Raw genomic sequence first — 18022 nt, forward strand, 5'->3', positions numbered from 1 at the left:
AAGGCGCGGTCGTGAGCCGAAAGGCGGATACCTGGTTCGCCTGGAGCGGCATTCCGTTCGTCACGCTGTTTGTAGTGGGGATGGTGCCATTTGCTGATTTTGTGCCTCCGCCGAGTCCGGCAGACTCGGCTGAACAGATCGCCGCGATCTTCCGCGAGCACACTAATGCGATCCGAGTGGGACTAGTTCTGGTCTTTGTGGCGACTATCCTGTTTCTGTTCTACGGAGCCGAGCTAGCGCATCAGACTCGCCGGATCGCGGGCGCCTCGCGTGCCTTGTGTTATGTGCAGATTGCCAGCGTGTCCGCGGCCGTGTTGATCATCGACTTACCGGTGATGCTGTGGTGGACAGCGGCATTCAGACCAGAGCGCCCGGCCGAGTTTCTCCGGCTGCTCAACGATGTGGGATGGATGATTTTCATTGGCGGGTTCGTGCCCTACGTCGCGTGGGCCATCGCGGTCGGGCTGGCCATACTTTCCGACGTCACGCCCGAGCCCGTCTTCCCGCGGTGGTCAGGATACCTCAGCATATTCGTTGCGCTGGTGCAGGTTCCGCCCGTCATGCTCGTCTTCGTCAAGACCGGCCCGTTCGCCTGGGATGGTCTGATCTCGTGGTGGCTGCCGGCCATCGACTTCTTCGCCTGGATCGTGGTTATGATGGTGCTCACCGCCACCGCGGCACGTCACCAACCCATACATCAGCACCTCGACGCCGAGGAACGGCACCCAATCCCGAACCGTCCAGAGGACTAGTATTTTGGCGTCGGTTACCAAGCGAACGCCCCGGCGCACCAAACAAGAGCGCCGCCGCCAGATGCAGGAACAGTTGCTGCGGGGCGTCGAAGCGATGCTCGCCGACGGTGAGCGCTATACCGACTTGTCCATCGACCGAATCGTAGCCGCCGCGGGTATAGGTCGCTCGAACTTCTACGTCTACTTCAACGACAAGAGTGCGCTGCTGCAGGAGTTCTTCGAAGATCTGGTCGTCGACCTGACCGCGCACGCCACACCATGGTGGGAACTACCCCCAACAGCGTCCAAAGATGAACTCCGCGAAGCATTCCGGGAGATTTTTAGCGTCTTCCTCCCGCACCGCCATGTGTGGGGCGCTGCAGTCGAGGCCGCTTCCTATGACGACGGGATGCACACGCGGTTCCAGGAGTTGATGAGCGATGCCACCGCCTCCCTAGCCAACCACATCCGCCAAGCGCAGTCCCACGCCTTCGCCCGCCCCGACCGCGACCCCGACACGATGGCCGCTTGGCTGCTGTGGATGACAGAGCGTGGGCTCTACCAGCTCATCAGCCACGCCGATGCCACGCGATTCGAGGCGCTACTGGAGTCGTTCACCGACATCTACTGGGACACCCTCTACGACTGGAAGAGGATTTAGCTGCCGCGGCGCATCGGCATGCCCACAAACCCGTCGTCGCCTCCAGAAAGTCAGGGAGACGACAACGTTAGGTATCAACTATCGGACGGCCCTTCATCCCTCTAGCGCAGATCGTTTGACTATGCAATTCGACCCCAACTACTGTGCGAGACGACCCGTTCCGAAATCGGTAAGCGTCCTCGCAACGTCAGCGCGCGGCAGAGAGGCCACCAATGTCGTTGTCCAACAACATGGTCCATACGTCTAAAGCCGGTACTCGCAAACCGCGCTCCACCCGAGTCCGGCATGTGCCAGGTGAGCCGGGCATCTGGGTTCTGCTGTTCGGCGATATGGTCGTCTTCACGGTGTTGTTCACCGTCTATCTCGATCATCGCGGACAAAACGAAGCGCTCTTCGCCACATCGCAGGACCAACTGAACCGGACATTTGGGGCTCTCAATACCCTCATCCTGTTGACCAGCTCTATCCTGATCGTTTTTGCGGCGCGCACGTTCCGTAATGAGCGACTGCGGCATTTGGCCTCACGGTTGACCGTCGCAGGGGCACTTGTCGGCTCATGCTTCGTAATCGTCAAGGTCATCGAGTACCACGAGAAGGTCAGTGCCGGAATCACACCGAGCACCAACGAGTTCTTTATGTACTATTTTGTGCTCACCGGCCTGCATCTGGCGCATGTCGTTATCGGACTACTGGTACTGACGGGCCTATCGCGCCTAGCACGCAAGCCCCAGCCGACGTCCACACACATCGCCTTCTTTGAGGGAGGCGCCTGTTTTTGGCACATGGTGGATCTGTTGTGGATTGTCATCTTCCCCCTACTCTTCCTGGTGCGATGATGATGAAAGGTATTGTTCGTACCAACGCCTCGGTCGCCTGGCTAATACTTGTGGCCCTGACCGTGGTCTCGTGGATGTTGGGAACACAGCACGGGCTCGGCGGTGCCAACCACGTGCCGGCGAGCCTGGTGATCGTCCTGGTTGCCGTGTTCAAGGTTCGCCTCGTGGGGCTGTACTTCATGGAGTTGCGCGACGCGCCTTGGGCGCTGCGAGGAATCTTCGAGGCCTACTGTGCTGCCCTGCTCCTGCTGCTCAGCATGATGTATCTATTCGCCTAAAGCTTAGATCGGTGGATCGAGGCTAATGCGCGACTTGCAAAGCTGCTGTATCTGCTTGCGCACAACGATCGTATGCGAGCCTGGTCCTCGTCAGGTCGTGGTCGACATGCTACTGGCCGGAGAAGTCTCTCTCATGCAGACGACATTTAGCCTGAGGGGGCCGATGTGGGGCTTGAACGAAAATGAGCCGTGAGGTTTGGCAGAACCGATTGACCGCCGTCCCTGGTGCCCTGTTGGTTCTGCTCAACAGCCTCGCTGGGTGCTCGTCTTCGCCTCCCCGCCGCCGCTCCTGCACGGTGAGCTTCCCCGGGATACCGCGCAGGTGACTATCGGTGACGATCCGACGGCTACGACGTATGCGTGGGGTGCACAACGGAAGAATTCGCCGCGACCATCACAAGCAGTCGCGACTCCGCAGGTGTCACGGCGGTTGTGGACTATGCGGACAAGCTCACGGTCGAGTCGGTCAGCATTGACAACTTTTGCGGTGTCACGGGCAGCTATTGGGAAAACCTACAAGGCAGCGCCCACGTCGACATGATTGGCAGCACCTACGCAATCACCGGCCCCGCTGATGGATTCAAGGCCGACCAACCCAGCACCAGAACTTCAACGCCCTTCGCGATAAAGGTGTCCTGCTAGTCCGGCTCTTCTGTGGGGCACGGCAATACGGCCATTGGAGCGCCAAACGCATTGACTGCGTGCTGGTTCGGGAAAGTCTGGGCTCCGTGGCAAATGAGAGCGGTAAATGGGGACGGTGGCCAGCATGGTGACACAAGGGAACCCAGCGATTAGAGTCTAATCTCGTGTCAAAAACAAGGGGTGAAGAGTGTCCCGCGGTTGTAGCGTTGGACGGTCATACGGACCTGCCCCGCGACGTCCTGGGCAACAAGGGATATGGCATTAATTCCATGCGCCGGCAGGACTTGGCGGTCCCGCCAGCATTTTGTATTACCACCGAGGTATGTGCGAGGTTTTTCGCAGACCCACACTGCCTGGGCGGTATCTGGGACGAGATACGCGAGAAGATGCAGTGGCTCGAGGCAGAGACGTCACGCACGTTCGGACACGGTCCCCGGCCGCTGTTGGTTAGTGTGCGCAGCGGCGCCGCACAGTCGATGCCCGGGATGATGGACACCGTTCTTGACCTGGGTATCGACGATGCCGTCGAGGAAGCGCTTGCGGCCGCCGCATCCGCGGAGTTCGCCCATGACACCCGCAGCCGCTTCGTCGATATGTACCGGCGCATCGTATTGGGTGGCGACGACGGCGTCGCGGTACCCCAAGATCCGTGGGTGCAGTTGCGCACGGCGATCAAGGCCGTTTTTGCGTCGTGGAACAGCCCGCGGGCTCTCACCTACCGCGCACATCATGGCTTGGATGACGCGGCCGGCACCGCGGTCGTCGTCCAGGCGATGGTATTCGGCAACCTCGCGCGCGACTCGGGCACCGGCGTTCTATTTTCGCGCAACCCGATGACAGGAGCTAACGAGCCGTTCGGTGAATGGCTGCCCGGCGGCCAGGGCGAGGACGTAGTGTCGGGTAACGTCGACGTGCAACCCATCACCGCGCTGTGCGCAGAACAACCGGTCGTCTATGAGCAGCTCATGGCCTCGGCGCGGACGCTGGAGCGGCTTGGCGCCGACGTGCAGGACCTCGAGTTCACCGTCGAAGAGGGCAAATTGTGGTTGCTGCAGACGCGGGCAGCCAAAAGGTCAGCGCAGGCCGCCGTGCGGCTGGCGTTACAGTTGCGCCACGAAGGATTGGTCGATGACGCGGAGGCGTTGCGCCGCGTGACGCCAGGACACGTCGAGACGTTGCTCATGCCATCGTTGCAACCGGAAACTCGGGTAGCGGCAACACTTTTGGCCAAGGGCTTGCCGGCGTGCCCAGGCGTAGCGTCAGGCAAGGCTTACTCCGACGTCGACGAAGCCATCGACGCCGCCGAAGATGGTGAAGACGTTATCTTGGTCCGCAAGGCGACAAGCCCTGACGATGTGCAGGGCATGCTGGCCGCTCGGGGGATCGTCACCGAGATCGGTGGAGCGACTTCGCACGCGGCTGTGGTCAGCCGGGAGCTAGGCCGACCCGCGGTCGTCGGCTGCGGCGCCGGAGTGGTCGCGGCGCTTGCCGGCAAGCTCATCACGGTTGACGGTTCCGAAGGCGAAGTGCGCGAGGGCATCCTGCAACGCACCATATGGTCCGAAACCGACTCGCCCGACCTGGTTGAGCTTACCGAGATCGCGCGTCTTGTCAGTCCGATCCGGGCTCACGCCAGCGGTGACTACGAGTCGCTTGACGATACCTCCGCGGCGGGGGTCGCCGGCGCACTCGCTGCCGGTCGCACCGACGTCGTCTCACCGCACCCGCTGATTACTATGCTGACTGCACTGCGACTGGACGACAACAGGAAGGGGCTGGCCAATGTCTGAGTTGACCGTGCTACAGGCTGTCCGGCTCAAAGGTCGTGTGAGCGAGGTAGATCTGCACGCCACCCTGGGCGAAGACCCCGCCGACGTGACCGCGACGTTAACTCAGTTGACCGACGCCGGACTGCTGATCTCGGGCAAGACGCTTCGGATCAGCCCGGACGGACGTGAACGGCTCAATACCCTTTTGGCGCAGGAGCGTTCGGGTATCGACCAGAGCGCTTTGGCCAAAACGTACGACGATTTCCGCAGCGTCAATGCGGTGTTCAAGGCGCTGGTATCAGACTGGCAGATCAAGGACGGCGAACCCAACTTACACGACGACGGCGAGTATGACGCCGCCGTGTTGGCCCGCCTCGACAAGGTGCACCAGCAAGTGTCGCCCATCATCACCGCAGCGGCCAAGCAGCTGCCCCGACTCAGCGCATACGCCGAGAAACTGAATTCAGCCCTGGAGAAGGTCAAGGCCCGCGACACGATCTGGCTAACTCGGCCGATCATCGACTCCTATCACACCGTTTGGTTCGAACTACACGAGGAACTACTTGTCGCCTCGGGCCTAACCCGCGAAGAGGAAGCCCAAGCGGGACACGCGTCCTAGGTGTCGTGACCCGGGAGGTTGTTGACGGCGTGCCTGCTTGAAAGTGGGAGGACCTCCTGACGGAGTGGATGTGTCTGGCATTCACCCGGCGGTTTCAAGCGGTGGATGCAACAGTGGGTGGATTACCGGGATCTGACAGTAGTTCGGCAAAGGCTTCGGCGGGGGTTTTCCAGTCCAGTGTTTGGCGTGGTCTGTCGTTGAGTTTGGCCGCGACGTAGTCGAGGTAGTCGGCGGGGAACACTGACAGGTCGGTGCCTTTGGCAAACCATTGGCGCAGCAGCCCGTTGGTGTTTTCGTTGGTGCCGCGCAACCACCTAGGGGAGGATGTATATCAGCGAGTCGGCGGAGCCTGGCGCGTTGCTGTCCGCCGATTCGTCGTGCACGCGTAACAGCGTGCACACGCTATCTACGGTCGTTCCTGCGAGCGAGAAACGGATCGCACGTCGACGTTCGCGTGCGAGCGTGGGGCGTTGACCATCGCGCGCGGAAGCGACGGACTTCGTCTCGGTTTCGAACGACTATTGCCTTGGCACGCATGCGCTGCTAGCGTTCCGACCAGCGATCGGAACATCGTTCGGAACCTCGGTGGCGACTGTTATGGAACCCGCATGGTGAGAGGAATGAGAAATGGACCTTCACAGTGCCCACGTCGCCATTGTCGGCGGATCGAAAGGGGTAGGCGCGGCGCTTGCGCATGAACTTGCCCACCGCGGCTCTCGGGTGACAGTTCTGGCGCGCGATAGCAACGAATTGTACAAAGTCGCGGCTGACGTTGGCGGGCGAGCGTTGCCTGTCGACCTGACCGATCTGGACTCACTGGAGGGACTGGTCGACCGGATCGAGGACGCGGGCGGACCGATTGACATCCTGGTGAGTAACGCCGCCACCATCACGCCGGGCCCGCTAGCGGAAATGACGGCTGAGGCTCTGCGGGCCGGGGTGATGACGAACTTCGTGTCCCACCTGGAAATCAACCGTCAGCTGGCGGCTCGGCTGGTTGAGCGGGGGCGGGGAACGTTGGCCATTGTTGGCTCGGTGTCGGCCGAAGTGTCGATGATACATCTCGGCACGTACGCACCCGCCAAGGCCGGGCTGGTTAAGTTCGCGGTGGACTTGCAGCGGGAATTGCGTCCCAGTGGTGTCAGGGTGCCGGTATTCATCCTCGGCTCGGTTCCCGACACACAGCTTTCGGTCAAGGGCGTTGATGATCCGGTGATCGCATTCATCGACAAGGCGACGGCGACCGTGGGGGTGCTGACGCCACAAAAGGTCGCTAGGCGGATCGCTGATGTCTTGGCCAGTGACCGCCGCAGCGCGGTCTATGCGATTCCTCGCCTGTCCGCTCCGCTGGTGCAGTTTCGGCTTCTGCCGTTGCGTCTCGTCGATCCATTGTTGGTGCGTCCCGCGCTGAAGGAGGCTGCACGCACCCGCCTGAGTCGGTCGCGATGAGCCCGGAAGTGGTCGGCGGACGCACTGATCCGCTGCTGACCGCCTCGGACCCGGCAGCGTACTGGACCATCACCAACTTGACCGAGGCGTTTCCCGGTGTGCTCACCCCGCTTGGGTGGTCGATCATCGGTTCAGCCTGCGAGATCGGGAATCGATTCGCGTTCCGATCCATCGGTGCCCTCACGCCACGCGAAGCGGGGATGCCGCATCGGATCGAGGACCGAGCATACGGTTGCTTCTATGGCCGGGCGGCGATCCGGGTGGACTGGCTGGCCCGGATCGCGGACCGCATCCCGGGCGCGGACGGGAGGTCGGTGACCGAGCAGTTCATGGGATGTGTTCCGCCGGTGGTTCAGGGGCTGGCCCCCCACCGGCGGCGCTACCCGATCGTGGCTGCCCGCTATCCGGTCGTGATGGCCTCAGTCCCGCGCATGGTTCGCCGGAGCCGGGTTGGGGCCGAAAGGTTATGGATCGAGGAGTTGAAGCGGACGCCAACGCTTGACCGCGCCGGTGCGCGAGCCCAGCTAGCGGCGGGAGTCGCGGTCGTCATCGACGCTGTCGGTGTCGACGCTATCAAGCTGCTCGCGGGTGTGCAGCCGTTCTATGACGCTTTGATGAAGCTCGCGACGGCGGCCGGCGTTGATCCGGCGCCCCTAGAAAGCGGTCACGGGTCCCACGAGGAGACGGCGCTCGTCAGCGACCTGTGGGCCGCGTCGCGCGGCGCTGTCGACCTGGACGCCGTGGTTGCGCGGCATGGCTTTCACGGGCCACGCGAGGGGGAGGTGTCCTCGACAGTGTGGCGAGAGGATCCTGAGCCGCTGCGCAGGATTTGCGAAGCTTACCGCGCGATGCCTGACGACGCCGATCCCGTCGCGGCCGAGCGCCGCCGCCGCGACGCCCGCCGCCGTGCCGAACTCGACATGGTGCGATCGCTGCCCCCGACCAAACGTCCGGTGGCAAAGCTGATGCTGCGCCTGGCGCACACCTATCTGCCACTGCGTGGCAAGGCCGCGCGGCTTCAGGGTTTGGATATCGCCCGAGGCGCCGCACGGCGCTACGGCGAGCTGCTCGAACTCGATGGAGTGCTCTCTGACCGCGACGACATCTTCTACTTGACCGTGTCGGAAACGCAGGACCTGCCACCAGACATCCGGGAATTGGTGTCGTGGCGGCGCTCGCGGTGGCGTGCTCACCACGACGTCGACGTGGCGCTGCACTGGGAAGGTGCGCCGACTCCGATTCCCATCGACCGGGCGGCCGCCGCGGCGCTCCCCGCCGACCAGATCATTGGTGTCGGTGCCGGCGCCGGCGTCGCGGAGGGACGAGTCTGCGTCGTCAACGATCCCGACTTCAGCGACGAGATGGAACTCGGTGACGTCCTCGTCGCCCGCACAACCGATCCGAGTTGGGCTTCGGTGATGTTCATGGCGTCCGCACTCGTGGTCGACATCGGCGGTGTGCTCAGCCATGCCGCTGTGGTGGCCCGAGAGCTCGGACTACCGTGCGTGATGGGCACCAAGGTGGGCACCAGCGTGTTGCGCACCGGCGATGTTGTGCGGGTCGATGGCACTACCGGCAACATCCAGCTGCTTAAGCGCGCTGCCGCCTAGACTAGACGGCACCACGCGGGACCTGTTCGGGTGGCAACAGGCCCTTGAGGATGGCCCGCAGACCCTCCTCGAACTGGCTCTTGTCGGTGGATTGCGTCGCGAAATACGGTGCGGCGGCGTGCAACTGGGGAAATCGTTGGGCCGGAAGCTGGGCGACCATCTCGCGGCGTTGGTCATCGAGTCGGGAAATGCCGGTCAGCGTGAAGCCCAGCACATAGCTACCGAGGGTCGAATACGCGCTCGCCGCCGAGGGGGCGTCAAGACCGCCCGCTCGGAGCAGCTCGAGGATCCGCTCCTGCATCTGGAATGCCGTCTCGGTCAGCACCGGTCTCATCGCGGAGAGCTGCGCAACGACTGGATGGCGCCGGATCATCTCGTGCATCGCCAGGAAGTATTCGACCAACGCGTCGGTCGCCGAGGATGCCGTGCATTCCAGCGGTACCTCGACGATCACCGCATCGGCCAGCGCTTGAAACAGGAGCTCTTTGCTTGCGACGGTGGCGTAGACCGTTGCGACGCCCACACTGAGATTGGTTGCTAGGCGCCGCATGGTCAGCGCCTCCAACCCCTCGTTGTCGACGATGGCAAGCGCTTCCGCAACCACCATTTCGCGGGTCACATCCTTGGATCGCGTGCCTGACGCGGGTCGCGCCAGCGCATCGGCGGTCGCGACCAATCCGTTGTGCGGCCGGGAATTCATTGACCTGACCTTAGCAGTCTGCTAGCGTTCCGACCATCGATCGGAACGATGTTCGGAACACACTTCGGAGTTGAGGAGATCCCATGCCCTGGATCGCAGAGGTAAATCCGCTGGACGACCAATTCCACGCGCGCAATGACGACCCGTACTGGAACGAGAGCCACCTGACGACCTTCCGGGTTCCCGAGGCGAATTTGATGGGGACTCTGTACTACTACTTCCGGCCGAACATGAACCTCTGTGTGGGCGGCCCGGTCATCTGGAACGGCGACGGCGAGGACGCGTACAACTGCTTGTACTACGCCTGGGATCAGTGTATGGCGATCCCCGAGGGCTCCAACATGAACGAGTTCGTCATGCCCAACGGGCTGTCGGTGTCGACGATCGACCTGCAGAAGCAGTACCGGATGCGCTTCGACGCCGAGGACTGCCAGATCGATCTGACCTACACCGCGCTGATGGAGCCGCACTACATGCAGATGGAGGGCGAGAACATCAACCCGGGCATCGTCGATTGGATGACCAGCGTGGGCCCCGAGCTGTCACTGGGCCACTACGAGCAGGCCGGCATGATGACGGGGACTGTCACCGTGCGTGGCACCACGTACGAGGTAGATCACAGCTCGCTGCGCGATCACACCTGGGGCCCACGCAAGATCATCACGAACATGAACGGCCGGCTGCGTGGCGCCTGGCCCTTCGCCGTTGCGTCGAAGGACAGTAACTTCCAGGCCTACGCGATGTGCGAGCTCCCGTTGCAGGACGACCCGATCATCGGCACGACGGAGCGCATCACCTCTGGGTGGTACACGAAGGACGGCGTCAAGGGCACCCTCGTGTCGGGCACGCGACGCTGCGTCGAGCGGGGTGAGGACGGCCGTCCGCTCCGCGACGTCATCGAGGCGACCGATCACCTCGGACGGGAACTGCACGCGGTAGGCACGTACCAAAACTGGATGAAATTTCCCTGTTATTCTGACTGCATGCCCTGGTGGGGTCTGACCGAATGGGAGTACGACGGGCAGACCGTCTACGGCGAGGACATGGATTACATCTACGCTAAGCACAATCGCAAACTCTGGGAAGCTGTCGGCGGTCGTCAGTTGGCCTCAGCGAGCTCCTGACCACGCCGCTGGCCCTGATTAGGAGATCGGCGTTTCGATGCACAGAATTACTCTTAAGTTCTGCAACTGGAGCGGTGCGGTATTTGTCGTCGTATGGGCGGTTGGGTTTGTGTTGTTCGCCCATGTCGTGCCTCCGCCGTCGCCGAACGAGAGTGCTACGCAGATCGCGGACTTCTTCCGCGGGCATACCCTCGGAATACGTTTCGGCCTCGTCTTGACCTTGTTTATATCGCCGTTGTATGCGTCATGGTCGGCGGCGATCTCCGCTCAGATGAAGCGAATGTCAGGTGTGCATCCCATTCTGGCGGATTTGCAGCTTGTGTTGGGTGGATTGACCGTGCTGGTTTTTATGATTCCGGCATTGTTGCTCGAGGCGGCCGCTTTCCGAGTGGACCGCGCGCCCGAAATCGTCCAGGCGCTTGACGATGTTCCGTGGATGATGTTTATCGGCATGGGCGCAACCGCGATCTTGCAACCCGCGGTGATCGCGATCGCCATACTCCAGGATCGGGGTGCAGAACCCATTCTTCCGCGCTGGGCAGGTTATCTCAATGTGTGGACAGTGGTGCTGTTCCTGCCCGGACCGCTGTGCGTCTTCTTCAAAACCGGGCCGCTGGCCTGGGACGGCATCTTCACCTGGTGGATCCCGTTCGTCGTGTTTTGTTTGTGGATGCTCATCATGATCTTCGTCGTGCACCAATCTATTAATCGCTCCGCAGAGGCCGCGCCCAGTTCAGCGGCTGTCAGTCCCGAACTCGGCGAGCAGATCACCCAGATTGTCGACACCGAGATCGAGGCCAGGCTCGACGCGTTGCGCCGGGAGTTGGCCCAGACCACATCCCGCCACAACTGACAACACCTCGGCCGTTAGGAGGGTCAACGATGACCAGCGTGATTCCTGTTCCAACTCTGGACTTCGATCATCATTCGGAGCGCGCCTCGCACCATCGGGAAGAGGTGTTGGCGGAGGTCGCGTCACATCCGATCTTCTGGACCGAAGCCCACGGGGGCTACTGGGTGGTGGCTTCGCACGCCCTGGCCAAGCGGGTCTTGCGCGACCCAGAGGTGTTCTCCTCACTCAAGACGCCGGAGATGACGGGCGGGGTCACGATTCCGACGATGGTGGGCCCCAAGCTGATACCCGCCGAGATCGACCCGCCGTACCACCGCACCCTGCGCAAGATTTTGACGCCGAAGTTTCACAACAAGGCTGTCGCCCGCATCGCCCCGCAGCTTGAGGAGCTCATCGTCGGCGTGGTCGACGATGCCGTGACGAAAGCCGATTTCGACATCGTGCATGACATCGCCGACCGGATTCCGGCCGGCTCGATGGTGCTCTACCTCGGCTTCCCCGAATCCGAACGGGTGCCGTTCATCAAATCGGTACAAGCCGCGCTCGATGTCATGCCGTATGCCTCCGACCCCGACTTCGCCAACTCGCCGAAGCTGGCCGAGGGAATGGAGGCGCTGGGGCATGCGATCGGCGTCATCCAGGCGCTGATGACAGAGCGGAAGGCCAACCCGACCGATGACGTGGTCAGCCACCTGGTGTCGCCGGAGTTCGACCTCAACGACGACGACGTCATGTGGATGATCTTCACCCTGCTCGTGGGCGGCGCCGAGAACCCGGCGGCGACAATTGGTAACTCGATGCTGTATCTGGCGCAGGACACCGCGCTGCGTGCCCGACTGGCCGCCGACCACAGCCTGATTCCGGCCGCGGGCGAAGAGCTGCTGAGGCAGACATCGTCGGCGGTTTCGCTAGCCCGTAACGTCACCCGGGATGTTGAGATCGAAGGTGCACAGTTGCGCGCCGGTGACCGGGTGCTGATTTGGCTACCCGGCGCCAACCGTGACCCGCGGGTCTTCGAGCGGCCGGCGGAGGTCGATATCGACCGCTCCCCGAATCCGCATGTCGCCTTCGGGGACGGTCCGCACGTCTGCGTCGGTGCCGGCCTATTCCGGATGTGGTTCCACGTCCTGCTGCGCGAGATCGTCACCAAAATGCCGAATTACACCGTGGAACTTGACAAGGCGGTCCGCTTCGACGATGCCGCGACGATGTGGGGCTGGCGCAGCATGCCGGCGCACATCGGCCGCTAGTCGGGAACGCGAAATGGTTGGGCCGGAAGATGATTCACTGCATGATCCTGGTGACGAGGTTTACTGGAATGAGAGCGCCTGGTTTCCCATCAGTATTCCCGAGAGGCTGATCAGTGGCTGGGTGATGGTGTTCCACCGGCCCAACATGAAGCTGTCGGTCGGTGGCATCGCGTTGTGGGACCCGTCGGGCGAGTACCCATATGACTGTCTGTTCTACGACTGGGGCGATCTGTGGGCGCTGGATCCGTCGTGGGACATGTTCGACTGCGCTCTTCCGAACGGGCTCACGTTGAAGATGGTCGAGCCGCTGCGCGAGTTCTCGATCAACTACGACGGCAACGGTTGTCAGGCGGATCTGGTGTGGACTGCGACGGCCGAGCCGTTCCACTCGAAGTGGTCCAGCGGCAGCTCCGACGCCTGGGGGAGTGGGCATTTCGAGCAACCCGGGCGGATGACTGGCACGATCACCCTTGGCGGTGAGCAGCTCGACGTGGCTTGTTGGTCCAACCGGGATCATTCGTGGGGCCCGCGACACCCAAAGCCGATACCGAGGGCGGACTTTCCGTGGGGCCTGAACGACAACGGCGACGGGTTCCACCTGTTCGTCGTCGCCAACCAGCCGTCCGATCAGGACCCCATTGACGGCACTACCGAGACGTTGCTGTTCGGCTGGAAGCGGGCCGACGCGGTGACCAGCCCTCTTGTGCGGGGTGAGCGCCGGGTCACCGAGCGCGGGGCGGATGGCCGCCCGTTGCGGGTCGAGCTGCGCGGGTGTGACGAGCTGGGCCGTGAACTCGTAGTCGACGGGGAATGCGTGAACTGGCTGCACTGGCAGGGCTATCCCTACACGTTTCAATGGTGGTGCATGGTGCGGTGGGACATTGACGGAACCCCGGCGTGGGGGGAGCTGCAGGAGTTCTATCCGTTGCAGCAGAGTCGCGAGCACATGCGCAAGCTGCAGGTGGCCCGATCGTGAGCGACCCGTTGACCTATTCCTCCCCGCCGGGCATCTGCTGGACCCGGTGCAACATGGCCGAGGTCACGCCAGGTGTGATCACCCCACTGGGATGGTCGTTCTACGGCCCGATCGTGGATGTCAGCTCCCGCCGCGGGTTCGCTCAGCTCGGTGCCATCCCGAAGTCGGCGATCGCCTACCCCGATGATGTCGCCGAGCACCTCATCGGGGTGTTCCACGGCCGGCCGGTGCTGAACATCAGCACATTGCGCGCCATTATGTCGGGCTTCCCAGGTGTGTCCGGCGACGATGTCGAGCGCGACATCGCCGGCTCGGTCCGCGACGGGATTGTTGACCGTAGCCACGGTTGGCGGGTGCCTGCGGTGCTGGCAAAGGCCGGAGTCGCACTGCTTCGCAGTGGGAAGGCCGCCACCACGGTCCTGGCTCAGACGACCGAATGGTGGTCGGCGCGGTTTGGCCCGACCGGGATAGTCGACGGCACGCCGCCACGCACTGCGTTGGCCGAGGCTGTCGCACACTTCGGCGAAGCGGTGGTGGCTCAGAGCCGTAACCGAATGATCTTCCAGGGCGCCAGCTCTCAGGTTATTGCACTGGCGGAGAAGTCAGGGCACCCGGAGCTTGCCGGCGCGCTGCTCTCCGCGCCCGGCGGGATTGAAGAGGCGGCGGTGGCCGATGATCTGCGGGCGTTAGCCGCAGGCCGCTTGGACCTGGGCACTTTCGTGGCTCGGCATGGATTTCACGGACCCAACGCGGGCGACATCACCGCGCAGTCCTGGCGGGAGAACCCGGCGCCCTTAGAGCGGCTGGTCAAGCGGCTGCAGGAAGCCGGGAGTGACGGGCCCCGTCGTGACGACAACGCGCGGGCCGCAGCGGTTGCGTCCGTGTTGGCGGACTTGCCCGCACTGCAGCGTCCCGCCGCCAAAGTGGCGCTGAGGATGGCTCCGTCTGCGGCGCGCAGCCTCGAGCGCAGCAAGGTCGCCTTCGTGATGTCCCTGGACGGTGCCCGGGCCGCCGCGCGTGCCGTCGGTGCCGAACTTGTGCAGGCAGGCCGCCTTGACTACGTTGACGATGTCTTCTTCCTATTCGTCGAGGAGCTGCTCGGTTCCGCGCAGCACGACCTGCGCTCACCGGTGGCCGAGCGGCGCGCCAACAACATTCGTCACCAGGGGCTCGAGATGGTCACCAATACGTGGGAGGGCGACCCGCCGATGCGCACTGCCGCCACCACGGCGGTCTCCACGGTCACCGAGGTCGCGGGCATCGGCGCCAGCCCCGGTATCGTCGAGGGACGGGTCAAGATCGTGCTCGACGCGGGCGCGGACACCGACGTCGATATCGACGACATCCTCGTCTGCCCGGTCACCGATCCAAGTTGGGTGTCGCTGATGATGGTCGCCGGCGGGTTGGTCATCGACATCGGCGGCACCGCCAGCCACGGTGCCATCATCGCCCGCGAGCTCGGCGTTCCCTGTGTCATCGGCACCACCACCGGCACCACCGATCTGCGTGACGGAGACCTGGTCCGCATCGACGGAGCAGCGGGCGTCGTCACCGTCCTTGACCGCGCTCACTAGGCGGATCGATCTTGGCGCGGGACCTTATTTTCGACGGGACAACGTCCTCGCCGCGGCGGTTCACCCCCGTCGGTCGCCGAGATCCCAAGCCGCATCAACGACCTCGTGGTCAGCAGCTCTCGGGCCGGGTGTTGCCAACTCGGGCGGTCGCCGCACGCGTCCGGGGCGAAGCTGGCAACTCGCTACGCTCTAAGCCACTCGATTGTCCGCTGTTATTGCGTAGGAAGGCTCGGGTTTGAGACTGCGCAGAACGGCTTGTCGGGTCAGCCCGATCATGATGACGAACCATGCCATAAAGGTGGCGAACGGTATCCACCACACGAAAAGGCCGTTCCACGCGAACGGTCCGATCTTCAGGAAGAGGGCAATGACGCCGGGCAGGAACGACAAACTCACCCACAGCTGAAGATAACCGGCCCAGCGTGGATAGACGGGCTGCGTCCGCTTGTCGCCGAATGTCACAATGGCGAGAATTGTGTATTGAAGGATGAACGGCGCGATCGGCGTGATAAAGAAAAGCCAGCCCAGGTCCACCAGAGCTTGCGTGATCTCGGGATCACGCTGCGGCCGGAAGGCCGCTGTCGCCCACAGGAACGCGGGCAGGAAGAACGTCACGCAGCACAGAACACCTGCGGCGAGCATCGTGCCGGACAGGAAATCCGACTTCCCCTCGACATCTTTCACCAGGTCAGCGAGAACCATCGACCACGGCAGGTAGAACACAGCACCGAAGCTCATGAAGACCATACCCACCCGTATGGGCACCGACCTGGCGGCGAAGAGATCGGCCACCTCGTTTGCGTTGGCAGACGGTGGAATTGGCGGTATCCACTGCGCGAAGAATACGAAGCCGATGAGCCAGAGCAGGAAGAACGCGGCAGCGCTCCATACTCCCAGAATCCGCAATTTAGGGTTCATGCGATGTCGTCCTTTATGTCAGGGATTCAGAAGGTTGGTCAGCGGATTGGTCACTGTCAGCCCGGATTGCGGCGACCAGAAACCAGGTCGTGATGCTGACCCAGACGCAGAAGATGCTCAGCGGTACCCAGAAGCCAAGGATGCCGTTCCAGGCGAACGGTCCGTCCTTGAACAGCGGAACAACACCGGCCGGGGCGAGCAACATCGCTGTCCACAGCGCCAAATAACCTGTCCAGCGGGGGAAGATCTGCGGGTCGCGCTTGTCGATCAGGATGGCGATGCCCAGACACAAGCACTGCATCACCGCCGACGAGATGACGCCGACGAACATCAACCAGCCCATGTCGTTGAGCATGTACACCAAGTGAATACGTTCGGGACTCGGTCGGTACGCCGCGGTCTGCCAGACCGTGAGCGGGATGATGAATTCCAGTGAAAGCAAAGAGGCTTGGGCCACCTGGGTGATGGCCAACACTGGTCGCTTGCCCTCGATGCGGCTCATCTGCACGGCGATCACGGCCGACCAGGGAACCAGCAGCGCCGAGGCGAACATCGTGAAGATCAGTCCGAGCCGGATCAGCACGGCGTGATCGGTGAACATCCGCAGGATCGCGTCCTCCCCGCTGTGCGGGGACGGCGGCGGGATGAAACCCGCGAGGACGATGAAGCTCACGACCCAGACGACCACCATGACCAGACCGCTCCATGCGCACGCGAGCTGTGCACTCCTGTTCATCAGCCCTGCCTATCCCGCGTCTAGCGCGTCGAAGGAGTCGAGATCGTCGATTGTCTGGGCTGCGCGCTGGATATTGTTCAGACTGATATTGGCAGCCACCGGGCCGTCTTCGCCAATGCCGAAACGGCGCCAACCCAGAAACACACGGCATGAAACATCTGCTGCCGGTACCCAGCCGGGCTTCCTCGAAAGTGGATGTCTACGCGACTTTTTCGGCCGGCCATTGCAGGTAGAAAGCGATGAGGTCGCGCTCCCAGGCGCGTCGATCTCTATGCTCAGCCCGATCGCCAACGCATAGGCGATGTCCAGTGCCCACTGACCGCGTGCGACGCACTGCCGGTCGGCGATACCCATCGAGCCGTCGGGCAGGGCGTACCAGTTGGCCAGGTGCGTGTCCTGATGCAGCAGTGTCGGCCTCGCCGCGACGTTGATCGCCAACGACGGCATCAACTCGGGCGCCACTCGTAGCGTCGGTCGCGTAATGCCGGCGGCAGCATGTCGACAGCCAAATCGTGGCCGACCACCGTCAGTGATTCGAACCCGAGCGTTTCGCTGGAGCGTAGCCAAAAGTGCCACCATGCTCTCCGCCTGCCCACGGTCGATGGCAAGGTCGAGCGTCGTCCCGAAACGTGCATTCCTCGTCTGAACCAGATCCTCGAGCAGCACGAATGTGCGACACGCCGGCTCCTCGAACGCGGCGTAACAGCAATTCGACGCTTCGATGAGGCAGACACGTCGCGACGTCGTTGTAGAACGCGCCTCACCTGCCGGGCTCCCCGTTGATGCCGACGAGGCAGCGTGCCGCCATGGGCGGCGAGAATTTCGCGAACAGCCGCTCGAGCAGTCCGGCATTCCGCCCGGCCTCGTTGTAACTAATCCGCAGACGCCGACCCGACGTCGTGCCGTTGTACTGGTCGCCGTGCTCGACCGACTCCACCCTGGCATCGGGATAACCGCGGCACAGCGCGTCGGTGAGCCAGTCGACCGTCACGACATCGGGTGTGCCCGGAACGTCCGATCGGTCCAACAGCGGTGGCGGCTCGTTCTGTTCTGCTTCGAACAGCGACTGGATTTCTGCCTGCCTAGTCGAAGTGTCGACGATGGCGCCCATGGTTTGTCCCTTGATGCGCATGTCGGCTATTAATAAGGATTAAAATCCCATTGTCAATAAGACGAGGTCTACACGCGATCGCGGCCCTGCTGACGTGAGCCCTCCGGTCCGGGCCAGTTCCTGTGGGAGTCCGATGCCCCAGAATTGGGGCGAGGAGGACTCGATTCATGGCACGGCGACGGCAT

At 62.8% G+C, this 18022-nt stretch carries 19 protein-coding genes and 1 pseudogene; 14 read left to right on the forward strand and 6 right to left on the reverse strand.

The window, feature by feature from the left end:
- The first annotated feature begins 11 nt into the window (after nucleotides 1–11).
- The 7 genes from AC2VON_RS20090 (at nucleotide 12) to AC2VON_RS20120 (ending at nucleotide 5536) form a co-directional block, all read left to right on the forward strand.
- Nucleotides 12–752: a hypothetical protein gene (locus AC2VON_RS20090; RefSeq protein ID WP_464508615.1), complete on the forward strand. Its 741-nt coding sequence runs from the start codon at nucleotides 12–14 to the stop codon at nucleotides 750–752.
- Between the two features lie 4 nt (nucleotides 753–756).
- Nucleotides 757–1392 carry a TetR/AcrR family transcriptional regulator gene (locus AC2VON_RS20095; RefSeq protein WP_464508618.1) on the forward strand — a complete coding sequence of 212 codons (636 nt, stop codon included), beginning with the start codon at nucleotides 757–759 and terminating at the stop codon, nucleotides 1390–1392.
- 212 nt (nucleotides 1393–1604) lie between these two features.
- Entirely contained in the window at nucleotides 1605–2228 is a 624-nt protein-coding gene (locus AC2VON_RS20100) for a cytochrome c oxidase subunit 3 family protein (RefSeq protein WP_464508620.1), read from the forward strand.
- Nucleotides 2225–2506: a cytochrome C oxidase subunit IV family protein gene (locus AC2VON_RS20105; RefSeq protein WP_369689172.1), complete on the forward strand. Its 282-nt coding sequence runs from the start codon at nucleotides 2225–2227 to the stop codon at nucleotides 2504–2506. Before AC2VON_RS20100 ends, AC2VON_RS20105 begins: the two co-directional genes overlap by 4 nt.
- 360 nt (nucleotides 2507–2866) lie before the next feature.
- The gene (locus tag AC2VON_RS20110; protein WP_464508625.1) at nucleotides 2867–3148 is read left to right on the forward strand and encodes a lipoprotein LpqH; all 282 of its coding nucleotides are present in this window, start codon (nucleotides 2867–2869) and stop codon (nucleotides 3146–3148) included.
- A 206-nt stretch (nucleotides 3149–3354) separates the two neighbouring features.
- Nucleotides 3355–4938 (forward strand): pyruvate, phosphate dikinase, encoded by a 1584-nt coding sequence (locus AC2VON_RS20115; protein ID WP_486954504.1) that lies wholly within the window; start codon nucleotides 3355–3357, stop codon nucleotides 4936–4938.
- The gene (locus AC2VON_RS20120) at nucleotides 4931–5536 is read left to right on the forward strand and encodes a MarR family transcriptional regulator (protein WP_084027677.1); all 606 of its coding nucleotides are present in this window, start codon (nucleotides 4931–4933) and stop codon (nucleotides 5534–5536) included. Before AC2VON_RS20115 ends, AC2VON_RS20120 begins: the two co-directional genes overlap by 8 nt.
- A 94-nt stretch (nucleotides 5537–5630) precedes the next feature.
- On the opposite strand, the pseudogene AC2VON_RS20125 reads toward AC2VON_RS20120, so the two are convergent.
- Nucleotides 5631–5849: pseudogene (locus tag AC2VON_RS20125) on the reverse strand (transposase); the annotation flags it as partial.
- A gap of 314 nt (nucleotides 5850–6163) precedes the next feature.
- On the opposite strand from AC2VON_RS20125, the gene AC2VON_RS20130 reads away from it, so the two are divergent.
- A complete protein-coding gene (locus tag AC2VON_RS20130; protein WP_084027678.1) occupies nucleotides 6164–6985 on the forward strand; it encodes an SDR family NAD(P)-dependent oxidoreductase in 822 nt (273 codons plus the stop codon).
- Complete coding sequence (locus AC2VON_RS20135) at nucleotides 6982–8595, forward strand: PEP-utilizing enzyme (RefSeq protein WP_084027679.1); 1614 nt, start codon at nucleotides 6982–6984, stop codon at nucleotides 8593–8595. Before AC2VON_RS20130 ends, AC2VON_RS20135 begins: the two co-directional genes overlap by 4 nt.
- Nucleotide 8596: 1 nt before the next feature.
- Here the strand turns inward: AC2VON_RS20135 and AC2VON_RS20140 are convergent, their stop codons facing one another.
- Complete coding sequence (locus AC2VON_RS20140) at nucleotides 8597–9295, reverse strand: TetR/AcrR family transcriptional regulator (protein WP_084027680.1); 699 nt, start codon at nucleotides 9293–9295, stop codon at nucleotides 8597–8599.
- An 83-nt stretch (nucleotides 9296–9378) separates the two neighbouring features.
- On the opposite strand from AC2VON_RS20140, the gene AC2VON_RS20145 reads away from it, so the two are divergent.
- From AC2VON_RS20145 to AC2VON_RS20165, 5 genes are read left to right on the forward strand one after another with little or no spacing between them, the layout of a single operon-like run.
- Nucleotides 9379–10419 carry a DUF7065 domain-containing protein gene (locus AC2VON_RS20145; protein WP_464508643.1) on the forward strand — a complete coding sequence of 347 codons (1041 nt, stop codon included), beginning with the start codon at nucleotides 9379–9381 and terminating at the stop codon, nucleotides 10417–10419.
- Nucleotides 10420–10456: 37 nt separating this feature from the next.
- A complete protein-coding gene (locus AC2VON_RS20150; protein ID WP_464508646.1) occupies nucleotides 10457–11272 on the forward strand; it encodes a hypothetical protein in 816 nt (271 codons plus the stop codon).
- A gap of 29 nt (nucleotides 11273–11301) precedes the next feature.
- A complete protein-coding gene (locus tag AC2VON_RS20155; RefSeq protein WP_084027683.1) occupies nucleotides 11302–12522 on the forward strand; it encodes a cytochrome P450 in 1221 nt (406 codons plus the stop codon).
- A gap of 13 nt (nucleotides 12523–12535) precedes the next feature.
- Nucleotides 12536–13498: a DUF7065 domain-containing protein gene (locus tag AC2VON_RS20160; protein ID WP_236724525.1), complete on the forward strand. Its 963-nt coding sequence runs from the start codon at nucleotides 12536–12538 to the stop codon at nucleotides 13496–13498.
- A complete protein-coding gene (locus AC2VON_RS20165; RefSeq protein WP_486954505.1) occupies nucleotides 13495–15072 on the forward strand; it encodes a PEP-utilizing enzyme in 1578 nt (525 codons plus the stop codon). The genes AC2VON_RS20160 and AC2VON_RS20165 overlap by 4 nt, the downstream gene beginning before the upstream one ends.
- Before the next feature lie 189 nt (nucleotides 15073–15261).
- Here the strand turns inward: AC2VON_RS20165 and AC2VON_RS20170 are convergent, their stop codons facing one another.
- The 4 genes from AC2VON_RS20170 to AC2VON_RS20185 all read right to left on the reverse strand — a co-directional run bounded on the left by AC2VON_RS20170 (nucleotide 15262) and on the right by AC2VON_RS20185 (nucleotide 17837).
- Nucleotides 15262–15990, reverse strand: a complete 729-nt coding sequence (locus AC2VON_RS20170) for a hypothetical protein (protein ID WP_486954506.1) — start codon at nucleotides 15988–15990, stop codon at nucleotides 15262–15264.
- 13 nt (nucleotides 15991–16003) lie between these two features.
- Entirely contained in the window at nucleotides 16004–16726 is a 723-nt protein-coding gene (locus AC2VON_RS20175; protein ID WP_486954507.1) for a hypothetical protein, read from the reverse strand.
- A gap of 9 nt (nucleotides 16727–16735) precedes the next feature.
- Complete coding sequence (locus AC2VON_RS20180) at nucleotides 16736–17392, reverse strand: hypothetical protein (RefSeq protein WP_139809209.1); 657 nt, start codon at nucleotides 17390–17392, stop codon at nucleotides 16736–16738.
- Nucleotides 17393–17486: 94 nt separating this feature from the next.
- Nucleotides 17487–17837 (reverse strand): hypothetical protein, encoded by a 351-nt coding sequence (locus tag AC2VON_RS20185; protein ID WP_486954508.1) that lies wholly within the window; start codon nucleotides 17835–17837, stop codon nucleotides 17487–17489.
- Between the last annotated feature and the right edge of the window lie 185 nt (nucleotides 17838–18022).

The sequence above is a fragment of the Mycobacterium sp. TH-M82 genome (genome assembly GCF_057473605.1).

What these genes read in the sequence shown, in the direction of transcription:
- AC2VON_RS20100 (WP_464508620.1), top strand. Translation starts at nt 1,605, where the DNA reads ATGTCGTTGTCCAACAACATGGTCCATACGTCTAAAGCCGGTACTCGC.
- AC2VON_RS20105 (WP_369689172.1), top strand. Translation starts at nt 2,225, where the DNA reads ATGATGATGAAAGGTATTGTTCGTACCAACGCCTCGGTCGCCTGGCTA.
- AC2VON_RS20120 (WP_084027677.1), top strand. Translation starts at nt 4,931, where the DNA reads ATGTCTGAGTTGACCGTGCTACAGGCTGTCCGGCTCAAAGGTCGTGTG.
- AC2VON_RS20130 (WP_084027678.1), top strand. Translation starts at nt 6,164, where the DNA reads ATGGACCTTCACAGTGCCCACGTCGCCATTGTCGGCGGATCGAAAGGG.
- AC2VON_RS20135 (WP_084027679.1), top strand. Translation starts at nt 6,982, where the DNA reads ATGAGCCCGGAAGTGGTCGGCGGACGCACTGATCCGCTGCTGACCGCC.
- AC2VON_RS20140 (WP_084027680.1), bottom strand. Translation starts at nt 9,295, where the DNA reads ATGAATTCCCGGCCGCACAACGGATTGGTCGCGACCGCCGATGCGCTG.
- AC2VON_RS20145 (WP_464508643.1), top strand. Translation starts at nt 9,379, where the DNA reads ATGCCCTGGATCGCAGAGGTAAATCCGCTGGACGACCAATTCCACGCG.
- AC2VON_RS20150 (WP_464508646.1), top strand. Translation starts at nt 10,457, where the DNA reads ATGCACAGAATTACTCTTAAGTTCTGCAACTGGAGCGGTGCGGTATTT.
- AC2VON_RS20155 (WP_084027683.1), top strand. Translation starts at nt 11,302, where the DNA reads ATGACCAGCGTGATTCCTGTTCCAACTCTGGACTTCGATCATCATTCG.
- AC2VON_RS20160 (WP_236724525.1), top strand. Translation starts at nt 12,536, where the DNA reads ATGGTTGGGCCGGAAGATGATTCACTGCATGATCCTGGTGACGAGGTT.
- AC2VON_RS20170 (WP_486954506.1), bottom strand. Translation starts at nt 15,990, where the DNA reads ATGAACCCTAAATTGCGGATTCTGGGAGTATGGAGCGCTGCCGCGTTC.
- AC2VON_RS20175 (WP_486954507.1), bottom strand. Translation starts at nt 16,726, where the DNA reads ATGAACAGGAGTGCACAGCTCGCGTGCGCATGGAGCGGTCTGGTCATG.
- AC2VON_RS20185 (WP_486954508.1), bottom strand. Translation starts at nt 17,837, where the DNA reads ATGGGCGCCATCGTCGACACTTCGACTAGGCAGGCAGAAATCCAGTCG.